General features: G+C 73.4%; 13 protein-coding genes. 4 read left to right on the top strand and 9 right to left on the bottom strand.

The genetic code is table 11. The features are described 5' to 3' along the window. Nucleotides 1–9: 9 nt before the first annotated feature. The 5 genes from rsmA to rsmI all read right to left on the bottom strand — a co-directional run bounded on the left by rsmA (nt 10) and on the right by rsmI (nt 4,851). Nucleotides 10–882: a 16S rRNA (adenine(1518)-N(6)/adenine(1519)-N(6))-dimethyltransferase RsmA gene (gene rsmA, locus AC067A_RS19970; protein ID WP_479243804.1), complete on the bottom strand. Its 873-nt coding sequence runs from the start codon at nt 880–882 to the stop codon at nt 10–12. 199 nt (nt 883–1,081) lie between these two features. Continuing rightward, a complete protein-coding gene (locus AC067A_RS19965) occupies nt 1,082–2,422 on the bottom strand; it encodes a ubiquitin-like domain-containing protein (protein WP_479243803.1) in 1,341 nt (446 codons plus the stop codon). Between the two features lie 72 nt (nt 2,423–2,494). Then, the gene (locus AC067A_RS19960; RefSeq protein ID WP_479243802.1) at nt 2,495–3,364 is read right to left on the bottom strand and encodes a TatD family hydrolase; all 870 of its coding nucleotides are present in this window, start codon (nt 3,362–3,364) and stop codon (nt 2,495–2,497) included. Between the two features lie 41 nt (nt 3,365–3,405). After that, complete coding sequence (locus tag AC067A_RS19955; RefSeq protein ID WP_479243801.1) at nt 3,406–3,825, bottom strand: hypothetical protein; 420 nt, start codon at nt 3,823–3,825, stop codon at nt 3,406–3,408. A 138-nt stretch (nt 3,826–3,963) separates the two neighbouring features. After that, nucleotides 3,964–4,851 carry a 16S rRNA (cytidine(1402)-2'-O)-methyltransferase gene (rsmI, locus tag AC067A_RS19950; RefSeq protein ID WP_479243800.1) on the bottom strand — a complete coding sequence of 296 codons (888 nt, stop codon included), beginning with the start codon at nt 4,849–4,851 and terminating at the stop codon, nt 3,964–3,966. A gap of 52 nt (nt 4,852–4,903) precedes the next feature. Between rsmI and AC067A_RS19945 the strand changes: the two genes are divergently transcribed. After that, complete coding sequence (locus tag AC067A_RS19945) at nt 4,904–6,649, top strand: dolichyl-phosphate-mannose--protein mannosyltransferase (protein ID WP_479243799.1); 1,746 nt, start codon at nt 4,904–4,906, stop codon at nt 6,647–6,649. Between the two features lie 61 nt (nt 6,650–6,710). On the opposite strand, the gene AC067A_RS19940 is transcribed toward AC067A_RS19945, so the two are convergent. Next, a complete protein-coding gene (locus AC067A_RS19940) occupies nt 6,711–8,906 on the bottom strand; it encodes an FG-GAP repeat domain-containing protein (protein WP_479243798.1) in 2,196 nt (731 codons plus the stop codon). A gap of 119 nt (nt 8,907–9,025) precedes the next feature. Continuing rightward, nucleotides 9,026–9,589 (bottom strand): dihydrofolate reductase family protein, encoded by a 564-nt coding sequence (locus AC067A_RS19935; RefSeq protein ID WP_479243797.1) that lies wholly within the window; start codon nt 9,587–9,589, stop codon nt 9,026–9,028. Nucleotides 9,590–9,711: 122 nt separating this feature from the next. Here AC067A_RS19935 and AC067A_RS19930 point away from each other — a divergent pair, with 122 nt between their 5' ends. The 3 genes from AC067A_RS19930 to AC067A_RS19920 all read left to right on the top strand — a co-directional run bounded on the left by AC067A_RS19930 (nt 9,712) and on the right by AC067A_RS19920 (nt 12,878). Further along, nucleotides 9,712–11,355, top strand: a complete 1,644-nt coding sequence (locus tag AC067A_RS19930) for a penicillin-binding transpeptidase domain-containing protein (protein ID WP_479243796.1) — start codon at nt 9,712–9,714, stop codon at nt 11,353–11,355. A gap of 177 nt (nt 11,356–11,532) precedes the next feature. Beyond that, nucleotides 11,533–12,030 (top strand): YbaK/EbsC family protein, encoded by a 498-nt coding sequence (locus AC067A_RS19925; RefSeq protein ID WP_479243795.1) that lies wholly within the window; start codon nt 11,533–11,535, stop codon nt 12,028–12,030. Further along, nucleotides 12,027–12,878, top strand: a complete 852-nt coding sequence (locus tag AC067A_RS19920) for an EamA family transporter (protein WP_479243794.1) — start codon at nt 12,027–12,029, stop codon at nt 12,876–12,878. Before AC067A_RS19925 ends, AC067A_RS19920 begins: the two co-directional genes overlap by 4 nt. A 153-nt stretch (nt 12,879–13,031) precedes the next feature. Here AC067A_RS19920 and AC067A_RS19915 read toward each other — a convergent pair whose 3' ends face one another. Continuing rightward, nucleotides 13,032–13,319, bottom strand: a complete 288-nt coding sequence (locus tag AC067A_RS19915; RefSeq protein WP_479243793.1) for a DUF7848 domain-containing protein — start codon at nt 13,317–13,319, stop codon at nt 13,032–13,034. A 90-nt stretch (nt 13,320–13,409) separates the two neighbouring features. Next, complete coding sequence (locus AC067A_RS19910) at nt 13,410–13,997, bottom strand: pyridoxamine 5'-phosphate oxidase family protein (protein WP_479243792.1); 588 nt, start codon at nt 13,995–13,997, stop codon at nt 13,410–13,412. Between the last annotated feature and the right edge of the window lie 308 nt (nt 13,998–14,305).

Below are 14,305 nucleotides of genomic sequence, written 5' to 3'. Positions count from 1 at the left end.
CCCCTCCGCTCACGCCTTCGCCTCCGCGATCCGGACGAACTCCTCCACGGTCAGCATCTCGCCGCGCGCCTGCGGCGAGATGCCGGCCTTCACGAGCGCTTCCTCGGCCCGGGCGGGCGAGCCCGCCCAGGTGGCGAGGGCCGCGCGGAGCGTCTTGCGGCGCTGGGCGAAGGCCGCGTCGACGACCGCGAAGACCTCCTGGCGGGAGGCGGTGGTGGGGAGGGGCTCGGCCCGGCGGACCAGGGAGACCAGGCCGGAGTCGACGTTGGGCGCGGGCCAGAAGACGTTGCGGCCGATGGAGCCGGCCCGCTTCACCTCGGCGTACCAGTTCGCCTTGACCGACGGGACGCCGTACACCTTGTTGCCGGGCTTCGCGGCGAGCCGGTCGGCGACCTCGGCCTGGACCATGACGAGGGTCCGCTCGATGGTCGGGAACCGCTCCAGCATGTGGAGCAGGACCGGCACGGCCACGTTGTACGGCAGGTTGGCGACGAGCGCGGTCGGCGCCGGGCCCGGCAGCTCCTGGACGTGCATGGCGTCGGAGTGGACGAGCGCGAAGCGGTCGGCGCGGGCCGGCATGCGGGCCTGGATCGTGGCGGGCAGCGCGGCGGCGAGCACGTCGTCGATCTCGACGGCCGTCACCCGGTCCGCCGCCTCCAGGAGCGCCAGCGTGAGGGAGCCGAGTCCGGGACCCACCTCCACGACCACGTCGTCGGGCCGCACCTCGGCCGTGCGGACGATCCGCCGGACGGTGTTGGCGTCGATGACGAAGTTCTGGCCCTTCTGCTTCGTGGGGCGCACGCCGAGGGCGGCGGCCAGCTCACGGATGTCGGCGGGGCCGAGGAGGGCGTCGGGGCTTTCGGGGCCGGTGGTGGTGCTCACCGGTACAGCCTACGGGGCCCCGCCACGGCCGACCTACGGCTCACCGGCCCGACCCCGCCGCGACGGGCCGCGGGGTCGGGCCGTGACGGCTGCGTCGGCCCGCGACGGCGGGGCCGGACCGTGACGGCGGGGCCGGGCCCGGGACCCCCGGGCCCGGCCCCGCCGCGGCCCGTCCCGTACCCCCCCCGGCCGGTCGTGCTCAGCGGAACAGCCGTCGGCCGCAGTGCGGCCAGGGGCCGGCGCCGCGCTGGACGTAGAGCTTCTTGGCGCGGAAGGTCTGCTCGGCGGCGGGGGCGTTCTGGGCGGTGCCGCTGCCGCCGAGGGAGCGCCAGGTGCCGGGGTCGAACTGGTACAGGCCGCCGTACGTCCCCGAGGGGTCGACGGCGTTCGGGCGGCCGCCGGACTCGCAGGCGGCGAGCGCGGCCCAGTCGAGCCCGTCGGCGCCGGCGACGGACGTGGGCAGCGGCCGGGTGCCGATCCGCACCTTGCGGCTGACCGGCTCGCGGACGATCTCCTCGCCGATCCTGCGCGGCCTCTGCCTGACGCCGTTGACCGTGCGGAGGCTGTAGGTGACGCGGCGGACGCCCGGGACGCCCTGCCGCTCGACGGTCTCGGTGCCGGCGAAGAGTTCCGGGTCGCGGACCCGCTCGACGGCGTACGGGATCGCCTCCTCCCGCACCTGCCGGGAGCCGGTGATCCGCAGCACGTTGACCGTCTGGCCGTCGCGGGGGAACGCGCCGGACGGCACGGACGTCGTGTCCTGGCCCGACAGGGTGATCCCGGCCTCGACGAGCGCCTCGCGGACGGTGGCGGCGTTCGTCCGCACGGTCCGCTCGCGCCCGTCGGCGAGGAACGTCACCGTCCGCTCGGTCCGCACGTCGAGGGCCAGGCCCTGCCGCGAGATCGGCGCCGCGCGGGACACGGAGAGGTACGCGCCCTCCGCGCGGACCCCGAGCTGGCGCAGCGCCCCCTCGACGGTCCGGGCGGTCGTCCACACCTGGCGGCGCTGCCCGTCGAGGGTGAGGGCGACCGGGCGGCCGTACCGGACGACGACCTCGTCGCCGCTGGCCAGCGCCTCGCCGGGCGCGGGGGCGACGATGTCGTGCGGGCCGACGGCCAGGCCCTCGTCCGCGAGGAGCTCGTCGACCTCGTCCGCGAAGGTGTGCAGGGTGCGCGGCACGCCGTCGACGGAGAGCCGGACGGCCTTGTCGTCGGCGACGAAGGCGCTGGTGCCGCCGGCGAGGAACGCGACGACGAGGGCCTGCGGGACCAGCCGCCGCAGCCCGTCACCGGCTCCCCCGGACGCCTTCTTGCGCCGGGCGGCCCGCCGGGAGCCGGCCCGGGACCCCTGCCCCGGAACGACGCCGGAAGCGGGACCGGCCGCCGGACCCGCCGCGGGCCGGGCCCCCCGCCCGCCGTCCGGCCCGGTCTCCGGCCAGGCGCCCGGCATGACGAGGGGCGCCGCCTGGGTCGGCTGGTCGTGGACGGACAGGGCCGCGCCCCGCCGCCCCGCTCGGTGACTGCCCTGGGAAGTGCTCACGAGGCCGGGACCCTAGCCCCGCCCGCCATCACTCTCCCGGACGACCCGACTACGACACGTAACCGTTATGGATCAGTAATCGAAGGCACGGGCCGTGTTCACGGCGATCGCCTCGGCGAGCTCGTTCTCGCCGATCCCCCGCACCTGGGCCATCGCCCGCACGGTGACGGGGATCAGGTACGGCGCGTTGGGCCGGCCGCGGAAGGGTGCCGGGGTCAGGAAGGGGGCGTCGGTCTCGACGAGGACCAGCTCCAGCGGGGCGACGGCGAGCGCGTCGCGCAGCGGCTGGGCGTTCTTGAAGGTGACGTTGCCGGCGAAGGACATGTAGTAGCCCTTGGCGGCGCAGATCTCGGCCATCGCGGCGTCGCCGGAGTAGCAGTGGAAGACGGTCCGGTCCGGGGCGCCCTCCTCGTCCAGGACGCGCAGCACGTCGGCGTGCGCCTCCCGGTCGTGGATCACCAGCGCCTTGCCGTGTCGCTTGGCGATCTCGATGTGGGCGCGGAAGGAACGCTCCTGCGCGGCGATGCCGTCCGGCCCCGTGCGGAAGAAGTCGAGGCCGGTCTCGCCGACCCCGCGCACGTGCGGCAGCGCGGCGAGGCGGTCGATCTCGGCGAGCGCCTCGTCGAGGGCCGCGTCGCCGCCGCCCTCACGGGCGCCCTGCCGCGACCAGCCGTCGGGGTCCCCGAGGACGATCCTGGGCGCCTCGTTGGGGTGCAGCGCCACGGCCGCGTGCACGTTCGCGTGCGCGGCGGCCGTCTCCGCCGCCCACCGGGAGCCCTTCACGTCGCAGCCGACCTGCACGACCGTCGTCACGCCGACGGCGGCGGCCTTCACCAGCGCCTCCTCGACGGTCCCCGACTGCATGTCGAGGTGGGTGTGCGAGTCCGCGACCTCCACGAGGAGGGGTTCGGGCAGCGGCGGCGGGGCGTCCTTGGCACTCATGGCCCGATCGTACGAGGGCCATGAGCGCCACCGCCAAGGCGCTACTTGTTGCGGCGGAAAGGATGCAGCAGGTCCGACAGGTGCCAGTTGTGCGGCACCGGCGGCTTCTCGGGGGTGTCCTCGGTCAGCTCCTGGCCGATCGGACCCGCCGGCGAGACGGGCTTCGTCGCCCGCGCCCCGTGCTGGTGCTTCTCGGTCGCGGCGATCAGGTCGAGCATCGACGACACCTGCCCCGCCCGCATGATCCGGACGACATGGCCGCCGCAGTTCATGCACGTGGGACTGGACAGCGGTGACGGGACCCGCTCCCCGTCGGCCTTGTAGACGACGAATTCCTGGCCGGCGGCGTCGACGTGGTGCTCGATGTCGTACGCCTGCTCCCAGCCGTATCCGCAGCGCATGCAGGCGAAGGCGTACGCCTCATGGGCGACGGATATGCCGGTGCCGGTGATCTCGCTCATGCCAGCTCCTCTCCACTGATCAGTGGACGCCTTTTCGGGCCGGAGCGCATCAGCGCGGGACGAACCATGGAAGGCTTTTGGCTCTTCCCTTGCCAAGCGCCCAGGGAAATGTCCCGGCGCCGGGTTCGGCTTTGCCTTTCAGGTTAGCCCTTTACCTTTTCCGGGGCCCGACGCTTCGGCGTTCTTTGCCGCCACGACCGCATCGAACACCTCCCGCTTGGGAAGTCCCGCCTCGGCCGCGACCGCGGCGATCGCCTCCTTGCGGCGCTCGCCCGCCTCCTCGCGCACCCGCACCCTGCGCACCAGCTCCTCGGCGTCGAGCTCGGCGGGGCCGGTCTCCGGGGCGCCCTCGACGACGACGGTGATCTCGCCGCGGACGCCCTCGGCCGCCCAGGCGGCGAGCTCGGCCAGCGGGCCGCGCTTGACCTCCTCGTAGGTCTTGGTCAGCTCGCGGCAGACGGCGGCACGCCGCTCGGCGCCGAACACCTCGGCCATGGCGGCGAGGGTGTCGTCGAGGCGGTGCGGGGCCTCGAAGTAGACGAGGGTGCGGCGCTCGTCGGCGACCTCGCGGAGCCGCCCGAGGCGTTCGCCCGCCTTGCGGGGGAGGAAGCCCTCGAAGCAGAAGCGGTCCACGGGCAGGCCGGAGAGGGCGAGCGCGGTGAGGACGGCGGACGGGCCGGGGACGGCGGTCACCTTGACGTCCTGCTCGACGGCGGCGGCGACCAGCCGGTAGCCGGGGTCCGACACGGACGGCATGCCGGCGTCGGTCACGAGGAGCACGCGGGCGCCGCCGACCAGCGCCTCCACGAGCTCGGGCGTCCGGGCGGACTCGTTCCCCTCGAAGTAGGAGACGACCCGGCCCGAGGTGTGGATGCCGAGCGCCCGGGTCAGTCCGCGCAGCCTCCGGGTGTCCTCGGCGGCCACGATGTCCGCGTTCTCCAGTTCGGTGGCGAGTCGGGGCGGAGCGTCCGCGATGTCACCGATGGGGGTCCCTGCGAGTACCAGCGTTCCTGTCACACGGGACATCCTCCCAGCCCGGACAGGCGACGCGCACAGGCGCGTTCCCTACGATGGCGCCGTGACCAGTACCGCACCCGAGACCCTGGAGGGCCGGCACGCCGTGGCAGAGCCCTCTTCGTGGCAGCAGCGGCTGCGGCGTTTCGGCTATGTGCCGCCCGCCGGAAGCACCGCACCCATCGGGCTGCGGGAGCGGCTCGTCCCGACGTACACCCGTCCCTCCCCGCGCGTGTGGTCGCTGCTCGGCCTCGGCCCCGCGCCGGCCGAGCGGCTCTGGCGGCTGATGGCCTGGGGCGGTCCGCTGCTGGTCACGGCGGTCGCCGGCCTGCTGCGGTTCTGGAACCTGGGCAAGCCGCACGCGGTGATATTCGACGAGACGTACTACGCCAAGGACTCCTGGGCCCTGATCAACCAGGGGTACGAGGGCGCCTGGCCGAAGGACATCGACAAGACGATCCTGTCCGACCCGGGCGCGGTGCTCGTCCCGACCGATCCCGGGTACGTCGTCCACCCGCCGATGGGCAAGTGGGTGATCGGCGTCGGTGAGAAGCTGTTCGGCTTCGAGCCGTTCGGCTGGCGCTTCATGGTGGCGCTGCTGGGCACGCTGTCGGTGCTGATGCTGTGCCGGATCGGCCGCCGTCTGTTCCGCTCGACGTTCCTGGGATGCCTGGCCGGCCTGCTGCTGGCCGTCGACGGGCTGCACTTCGTGATGAGCCGCACCGCGCTCCTCGACCAGGTGCTGATGTTCTTCGTGCTCGCGGCCTTCGGCTGCCTCGTCCTGGACCGCGACCGGACCCGGTCGCGGCTCGCGGCGGCGCTCCCGGAGGACGAGGAGGGCGTCCTGCGCCCCGACGCGGAGATCGCGGAGTCCCTGCGCCTGGGCCGGCGGCCCTGGCGGATCGCGGCGGGCGTCTGCCTCGGCCTGGCGGCCGCGACCAAGTGGAACGGCCTGTACGTCATGGTCGGCTTCGGTCTGATGACCGTCCTGTGGGACGTCGCCGGCCGCCGCACCGCCGGCGCCGTCCGCCCGCACCTCGCCGTCCTGAGGAAGGACCTGGTCCCGGCGTTCGTGTCGGTCGTCCCGGTGGCCCTCGCCACCTACCTGGCGACCTGGAGCGGCTGGCTCGCCTCCGACAAGGGGTACTTCCGCCACTGGGCCACCGACCACGACAAGCTGGTGGGCGGCGGCGGCACCTGGGGCTGGCTGCCCGACTGGCTGCGCAGCCTCTGGCACTACGAGTCCGAGGTGTACACGTTCCACGTCGGCCTGACCTCGCCGCACACCTACCAGTCGAACCCCTGGTCCTGGATCGTCCTCGGCCGCCCCGTCTCGTACTTCTACGAGTCCCCCGCGCCCGGCACCAACGGCTGTCCGTCCACCGCGAAGGAGAAGTGCGCCCAGGAGGTGCTCGCCCTCGGCACCCCGCTCCTGTGGTGGGCCGCCTGCTTCGCCGTCCTGTACGTCCTGTGGCGCTGGGCCTTCCGCCGTGACTGGCGCGCGGGCGCCATCGCCTGCGGCGTCGCGGCCGGCTGGCTCCCCTGGTTCCTCTACCAGGAACGCACCATCTTCCTTTTCTACGCGGTCGTCTTCGTCCCCTTCCTCTGTCTCGCCGTCGCCATGATGCTGGGCGCCCTCGTCGGCCCCCGCGGCTCATCCGAAAGACGCCGCACATTCGGCGCGGTGGCCGCCGGCTGTCTCGTCCTGCTCATCGTCTGGAATTTCATCTACTTCTGGCCCATCTACACCGGCACCCCCATTCCACTGGACCAGTGGAGAAACCGGATGTGGCTGGACACCTGGGTTTAGCGGGGGAATGACGAACGAAGAGGGCGCGACCGGTGGTCGCGCCCTCTGTCGTGCGGGGGGATCAGAACACGAGGTCCAGGGAGTGGACCGGTTCGAGGTACGTCGCCTCGGCGGGGCGGAAGGCGGCCTTCCAGTCGCCGGTGCCCTTGTAGAGGGCCGAGGAGTAGTAGGCCGCGCCGATGCCGATGAGGTCGGGGCGGCCGTCGCCGTCGGTGTCGCCGGAGCCGATGAGTGCGCCGAAGGCGTTCCAGCCGGCGCCGATGCGGGTGCGGGGGGCGAAGGTGCCGTCGCCCTTGCCGAGGTACTGCCAGAGGACGCCGTCCTTGTCGCGGGCGACGAGGTCGCCGGCGGGGCCGCCGGCGATGTTGCCCACGGTGGCGAGCTCGTTGTGGATCCCCCAGCCGGTGCCGATCTGCTTGCGGCCGGCGAAGGGCTTGGCGGCGTCGCCGGTGCCGGGGTAGAGCCAGAGGCCGCCGGACCTGTCGGTGGCGACGGCGTCGGGGCGGCCGTCGTTCGTGAGGTCGCTGCCGACCGCGATCTTGTCGTAGATCTGCCAGCCGGTGCCGACCTTGACGCGGGTGCCGAAGGAGCCGACGCCGTTGCCCGGGTAGAGCCAGAGCACGCCGGACTTCTCGCGGGCCAGGATGTCGCCGACCGGGGAGCCGCCCAGGTCGCCGGTGGCCTCGATGCGGTCGTAGATGTTCCAGCCGGAACCGATGAGTGCCCGGGGCCCGGCCTCGTGGACGCCCCTCTGCTCGTCGATCGGGCGGTAGAAGAGGTCGGTGCGCCACAGGCGGCCGGCGGAGTCCCGGGTGAGGAGGTCGGGGGTGCCGTTGTCGTCGAAGTCGTGCGGCGCGGTCTTGCGGACGACCTTGAAGGTGCCCGCGCGGACGGCGTCCGGACCGATGCCGTTGTCCGGACGGGCGACGATCTCCCAGGTGAAGTCGCCGTTGGGGACCTCTTCGTCCCAGTTGTTGTCCTGCCAGGCGAACACCGCCTCCGTGGCGCCGCAGCAGAGGGTGGCGGACTGGGTCTTCCCGGTGCGTACGTGGCGCACGGTGACCGTCGCGTTCCCCATCTCCCGGGACAGGTTCCACCGGAAGGTGAACCCGTCGTTCGCGTCGAGGTCGAGGACCGCCGGGGGAACGGCGACGTTCGTGACGACGAGTTCGGTGGGCTCGCCGGTCGTCGCGACCTTCTCGACGCCCGGGGTCTCGCCGCCCGTGTCCGCGACCCGGTACAAGCCCTCGCCCTGCCCGACGATGCCGCCGCGCGCGTAGAGGCCGCCGTCGGGAGCGGGCGCGAGCCCCCATGCGTGGTCGAGCAGCTTCACCGACTTCTTGGTGACGAAGTTGTAGGCGGTGAGGGGGACGTGCACGCTGGGGTTGCTGAAGGACATGCCGCCCATCTGCCCGTACACGACCCAGTCACCGACCAGGGCGACGTGGAAGTAGCCCGACGACGGCACCGGGGCGACCGGGACCTCCTGTACGGCGCCGGTGGCGAGGTCCGCGACGAAGACCTGCGGCGGCCGGTCCGTCGCCTCGCCCACGGCCCAGGCGGTGTGCGTCTCGGACACCGCCTCGAAGCCGACCGCCCGCTCGCGGATGTCGCCGACGCCGCCGGTGGCGAGATCGATCAGGGCCCACTTGGCCACCGAGCCCTGGAGGAAGCTGACCTTGGCGTGCTCGGGAGTGGCCGGCGTGACCTCGACGGAGATCGCGTCCGAGGGGAGGCCGGTCACCGTCGCGCTGGGGACCGCCCTGCTGTGCTTGCGGAGCACCGTGCCCGTCTCGGTCACGACGGTCGTGAAGACGGCGTCGGCCGCCGAGCCGACGTACTTCGCACCGTCCGTCGTCGCCGCCCCGACGAAGACCCCCATGGAGTCGTTCGTGCTCAGGTTCGTCTGCGTGATCTTGTTCGTCTCCCGCCGGACGAGGTAGTCGGTGGTCCGCGTCGACCGCAGGGTGGCGTGGTACCCGTACGTCTGCCCGGAACCGTCCGCGTACCGGTGCCACGTCAGGGTGCTGTCGGGCGCGGCCGTGAGGAAGCCGGACACCCCGGCTCCCATCAGCCGGCCGTTCACGGGGTACGGAATCGGGTCGGCGGCGGTGGTCGCCGGGGTCGCCGTGAGGACCCCGTTCGCCGCCGGCACGGCGTGCGCGGGGGCGGTCAGCGCGCTCGCACCGAGGGTGACGGCGAGGACGGTGGTGACGGCGGCGGCGAGCCGGCGTCGGGTCGGGCGAGCCAGGGGCACGGGTCATTCCTCCCGGATGCATCAGGCGCACCATGCGCCTCATGGGTGAGACTTCCGAGAGGGCGAAAGGTTGTGCGGACCGGGGTCGCGTGTTCCCAAGTGCCGCTCGGCGAACGATTTCAGGACGCCGTGCGGCGGACGCGGAAGCGGAGGACCGTGACGGCGCCCGAGCGCGTGGAGGAGAGCGGTTCCAGGTCGGTGCCGGGGAGGCCCGGGGGCAGGAAGCGGATGCCGTCGCCGAGGAGGACCGGGAGGACGTACACGAGGAGTTCGTCGACGAGGCCGCGGCGCAGGCACTGGGCGGCGACGTCGGAGCCGAGGATCTCCAGGTCCTTGCCGCCCGCGGCGGCGCGGGCCGTGGCGACCGCCTGGGCGATGTCGCCGGTGAGGACGGTGACCGCCGGGTCGGGCGGGTCCGGCGGCCGGTGGGTGAGGAGGAAGAGGGGACCGGCGAAGGGGTAGTCGGTGCTGTCGGGCCGTTCGGCCCTCATGCGCGCGCCCACGTCGTAGGTCCGTCGGCCGACGAGCATGGCGCCGGTGGCCGCCGCGTTCGCCGCGAGCTCGTCGAGCGGCACGGCGTCGATGATCCAGTCCATCTCGTCGTCGGGACCGGCGACGAAGCCGTCGAGCGACATCGCCCTGTTCACGACCACCTTGCCGCTGCCGGTACGCGTCTCGCTCATGTCGTTCACCCGTCCCGTGGTGTGTTCCCTGAGGCAAGTGTGACGGGAATGAAGGTAGTTGCTCGACACATCGGAGGGGACACGCTTGACTGGACGGCCACCTGGGGAGGGGAGGCGCAGCCATGCGCAGTGGGGTCAAGGTCGCGATCGTCGGGGGCGTGTTCGCCGTGGTGGCGAGCGGTGTCGGTTACGGGGGCCACAACCTCTGGAACGGCCTCACGGGAGGCGGATCGGACATCGGCACGAAGGCCGACGCCGCGCCGCGGACGGGACCCGTGACGGCCGAGGAGGTGACGTCGACCGCGCGGGACTTCCTGGCGGCCTGGGCGGCCGGCGAGTCGGACCGGGCGGCGCAGCTGACGAACGACCCGGTCGCGGCGGGCCCCGCCGTCCTCGGCTTCCGGGAGGGCGCGCGCGTCTCCGAGGCCACCATCACGCCGGGGGCGCCGGTCGGACCGAAGGTGCCGTTCACGGTGAAGGCGACGGTCACCTTCGAGGGCGTCTCCAAGCCCTGGTCGTACGCCTCCGAGCTGACCGTCGTCCGCGGCGAGACCACCGGCCGGCCGCTGGTCGGATGGCTGCCGTCGGTGCTGCACCCGAAGCTCACCGCCGACGGCACCCTCCGCACGGGCGTCGCGTCGACCGCCTCCGTCAAGGCCGTGGACCGCGACGGCAAGGAGCTGACGGCGGAGAAGTACCCCTCGCTCGGGCCGGTCCTGGACGAGCTGCGGAAGCGGTACGGCGCGAAGGCCGGCGGCACGAGCGGCGTCGAGACCCGGATCGACTCCGGCAGCTCGACGGTCCCCGACACCACGCTCCTCGTGCTGACGAAGGGCAGGCCCGGCGTCCTGGAGACGACCATCGACGCCGAGGTGCAGGCGGCGGCCGAGAAGGCGGTGAAGGCGTACGGCACGGCGGCGGTGGCCGCGATCGAGCCGTCCACCGGCGCGATACGGGCCGTCGCCAACAGCCCGGCCGGCGGCTTCAACACGGCCTTCCAGGGCAAGCAGGCGCCGGGCTCGACGATGAAGATCGTCACGGCGACGATGATGATGCAGCGGGGTCTGGCGGGCCCCGGCAGCCGGGTCGAGTGTCCGTCCACCGTCCCCTGGTACGGCTACACCTTCCACAACCTCGACGACTTCGAGATCGACGGCGGTACCCTCACCGACGCCTTCGCCCGCTCCTGCAACACCGCCTTCATCAAGGCGGTCAAGCCGCTCAGCGAGAAGGACGAGGAGAACACCGCGCTCGGCGAGACCGCCCGCCGCTCCTTCGGCATCGGCCTGGACTGGCAGGTCGGCATCCCCACGTCGGACGGCAGCGTGCCGGAGTCGCAGGGCGTGGAGACGGCCGCCTCGTACATCGGCCAGGGCAAGATCACGATGAGCGCCCTGAACGTCGCCTCGCTCTCCGCGACCGTCAAGAACGGCGGTTTCCTCCAGCCGTACCTGGTGGCGCGGGCGCTCGACGACCGCGAGTTCGCCCAGGCCGAGCGGCTCTCCCCCGAGGTCGCCTCGGGCCTGCGCCGGATGATGAACGCGGCCGCGACGGGCCCGCGCGGCACCGCGACCGGTGTCATGGCCGGCGTCCCCTCCCCCAAGGGCGCCAAGACCGGCTCCGCCGAGGTCGGTGACCAGGCCACCTCCAACAGCTGGTTCACCGGCTACTCCGGCGACCTCGCCGCCGCCGCCGTCGTCGAGGCCGGCGGTCACGGCGGCGACGCGGCCGGCCCGGTCGTCGCCCGCGTCCTGCGCGCGGGCTGACGGGGAGGAACCGGAACGCGGGGGACCCGGAACGCCGGGCATCCGGACGTGGGGGCCCGGAAGGTCAGGCATCCGGAACGCACGGGATCCCGGAACGCGGGAGATCCCGGAACGCACGGCATCCCGGAACGTGGAACCAGGTCGCGTGGTCCGTACAACGACCGCTAGCGTGCCGTTATGACGACCGCTGACGACGCCACCGCTCTCGCGCATCCGCAGTTCGCCGCAGCCCTGAGGGACGTGGGCCTCGACGTCGAGGTCCGCCGGTTCCCTGACGAGACCCGCACCGCCCGGCAGGCCGCCGACGCCATCGGGTGCCGGGTCGCGGAGATCGTGAAGTCGCTGATCTTCGCGGCCGACGGGGTGCCGGTCCTCGTGCTGATGGACGGGGCGTCGCGGGTGGACGTCGAGCGGGTGCGGGAGGAGCTGGGCGCCGGGAAGGTCACCCGGGCCGACGCGAAGGTGGTGCGCGAGACCACCGGGTACGCGATCGGGGGCGTGCCGCCCTTCGGACACCGGACGCGGACCCGGGTCCTCGCCGACCGGGGCATCCTCGAACACGACGTGGTGTGGGCGGCGGCGGGCACCCCGCACACGGTCTTCGCGCTCGACCCGAAGACGCTGGTGGCCCACGCCGGCGCCGCCCTGGTCGACGTCCGCGAGCCCTCGGCGTGACCCCGGTCGTCACCCTCGCGGTCCTCGTCGCAGCCGTCACCCACGCCAGCTGGAACGCGATCGCCCACGGCATCAAGGACCAGCTGCTCTCCTTCACCCTGATCTCCGGCGGCGGCGCGCTGATCGGCGTGGCCGCGGCCTTCTTCGTCCCGCTGCCGGCGGCCGGCGCCTGGCCGTTCCTGATCGCCTCCGCGCTCCTGCACATCGGCTACTACGCCCTGCTGATGCGCTCGTTCACGCTGGGCGACTTCGGCCAGATGTACCCGATCGCGCGCGGCTCGGCCCCGCTCGTCGTGACCGCCCTCGCGGCCGTGTTCCTCGACGAGGTCCCCGGCGGCTGGCAGCTCCTCGGTGTGGCCGTGGCGTGTGCGGGCCTGACCGGCCTCGCCCTCTGGGGCATCCGGGGCAAGGACACCCGACCGCACTGGCCGGCACTCCTCGCCGCGGGCGCCACGGGGCTGTCGATCGCCCTCTACACGGTCGTCGACGGCGTCGGGGTCCGCGCCTCCGGCAGCTCGCTCGGCTACGTCGCCTGGCTGATGATCATGGAGGGTCTGGCGATCCCGGCGTACGCCCTCTGGACCCGCCGCGCCGCCCTGCTGCCGCAGCTGCGCCCGTACGCGGCCCGCGGCCTGTTCGGCGCCGCCCTCTCCGTAGCGGCGTACGGCCTCATCCTCTGGGCCCAGACGAAGGCCCCGCTCGCCCCGATCGCCGCACTCCGCGAGTCCTCCATCATCGTGGGCGCCGCCATCGGCGCCCTCTTCTTCAAGGAGCGCTTCGGCGGCCCCCGGATCGCCGCCGCGGGCCTCATGGTCGTCGGCATCGGCCTGATGCTCCGCGCGGGCTGACCGCCCGGCGGGCGGTGCGGGCGGACGCGGTCGCCCACCGGAGCGGGTCGCCCCACCGGAGCGGGTCGCCCCACCGGCGCGGATCGCCCCACCCGCGCGGGTCGCCCACCGGAGCGGGTCGCCCCGCCGGGCGGGGCCGGCCCCGGGCGCGCGTCAGCCGTCGGCCTCCGCGCCCGTGCCGTCGCACGAGGCGCGGAAGAAGTCGGTGCGGATGCGGCGGAATCCCGTGTGGCCGGTCTCCTGCGCGTGGGCCAGGCACCACACGGCGGGGCCGCGTCCGTCGTCCGCCGCGCCGGAACCGTCCAGGCACGTGGTGCACTCCGCCTCGGTGATCGGCCCGCTGCCCGTACGGTCTCCGCGCAGCGCCCAGAGTTTCGGCCGCCGGCCGCCCCTCGGCACGATCCCGGTCGCCCGAGTCGCCGCCGTCCCCTCACGCCCCATCCGACTCCCCCTCCACGGCAAGGTCCGCCCACACCAGCTTTCCCGCCGGGGGCCGCCCGCGACACCCCGCTTCGCAGTGGGGGAGGCCGATCAGAAGTCGCCGGGCGGCAGGGGGAGCGGCAGGCCCGGGAGACCGTCGATGCTCTGCGCGATGTGGTCCTTCTTGGCGAAGTAGGCGCTGAGGGAGGCGTCGTCCTCGCGGGCGAAGCGCTTGCCGTGGAGGTCGCGGTCCTCGTCGTAGGACATGAAGGGGACGCCGTATCCGCAGGAGTCGCGGACGAGTTCGGCGGTGACGACGATGACGGCGCGCAGGCCGTGCAGGGACGGGTCGATGTCCGGGAAGTGCGCGAGCAGTTCCCGGAAGCGCGGGTCGTCGCGGAAGACGGGCTCGCCGCGGCCGTGTACGCGGACGATGTTGGGCGGGCCCTGGAAGGCGCACCACATCACGGTGATCCGGCCGTTCTCGCGGAGGTGGGCGACCGTCTCGGCGGTGCTGCCGGCGAAGTCGAGGTAGGCGATGCGGTGTTCGTCGAGCACCGCGAAGGAGCCCTTGAGGCCCTTGGGAGAGAGGTTGACCGTGCCGTCGCCGTCCAGCGGGGCGGTGGCGGTGAAGAAAATCGGCTGCTGCTCGATGAAGGTGCGCAGCCGTCCGTCTATGCGTTCATAAGTCTTTCCCATGTCTAAGGATTATGTAAGCAAAACCTTCGCCTGTCTAACTACTTGTGGGCGAGGGGCCCTCGGCCTGGGGCGTGACCGAAGGAGCCGTCGGTGCGGGGGGCGGGGTCGCCGGTCGGGGGTCGCCGACGACGGGGGTGCGGGCCGGCGGGACGGGCACCGGGTGCACGGGGGTGCCCGGGGCCAGGGCGAGGAAGTAGACGGCCGCCGCGGCGGCGGCCGTGCCGAGGGCGGTGAGGGCCAGGCCGTACACCCGGCGGGTGCCCCAGGCGCGGCCCCGGGGAGGGGCGGCGGGACGGAGGCCGTGGGGC

This window comes from Streptomyces sp. NPDC043176, from assembly GCF_056436715.1.
The sequence above is the reverse complement of the archived record's forward strand: the minus strand, read 5'-3'. Positions and strand labels throughout refer to the sequence as shown.

Coding starts and splice junctions, on each gene's coding strand:
- AC067A_RS19925 (WP_479243795.1), top strand. CDS start 11,533: ATGACGACCGCTGACGACGCCACCGCTCTCGCGCATCCGCAGTTCGCC.
- AC067A_RS19955 (WP_479243801.1), bottom strand. CDS start 3,825: ATGAGCGAGATCACCGGCACCGGCATATCCGTCGCCCATGAGGCGTAC.
- AC067A_RS19915 (WP_479243793.1), bottom strand. CDS start 13,319: ATGGGGCGTGAGGGGACGGCGGCGACTCGGGCGACCGGGATCGTGCCG.
- AC067A_RS19935 (WP_479243797.1), bottom strand. CDS start 9,589: ATGAGCGAGACGCGTACCGGCAGCGGCAAGGTGGTCGTGAACAGGGCG.
- AC067A_RS19960 (WP_479243802.1), bottom strand. CDS start 3,364: ATGAGTGCCAAGGACGCCCCGCCGCCGCTGCCCGAACCCCTCCTCGTG.
- rsmI (WP_479243800.1), bottom strand. CDS start 4,851: ATGTCCCGTGTGACAGGAACGCTGGTACTCGCAGGGACCCCCATCGGT.
- AC067A_RS19910 (WP_479243792.1), bottom strand. CDS start 13,997: ATGGGAAAGACTTATGAACGCATAGACGGACGGCTGCGCACCTTCATC.
- AC067A_RS19930 (WP_479243796.1), top strand. CDS start 9,712: ATGCGCAGTGGGGTCAAGGTCGCGATCGTCGGGGGCGTGTTCGCCGTG.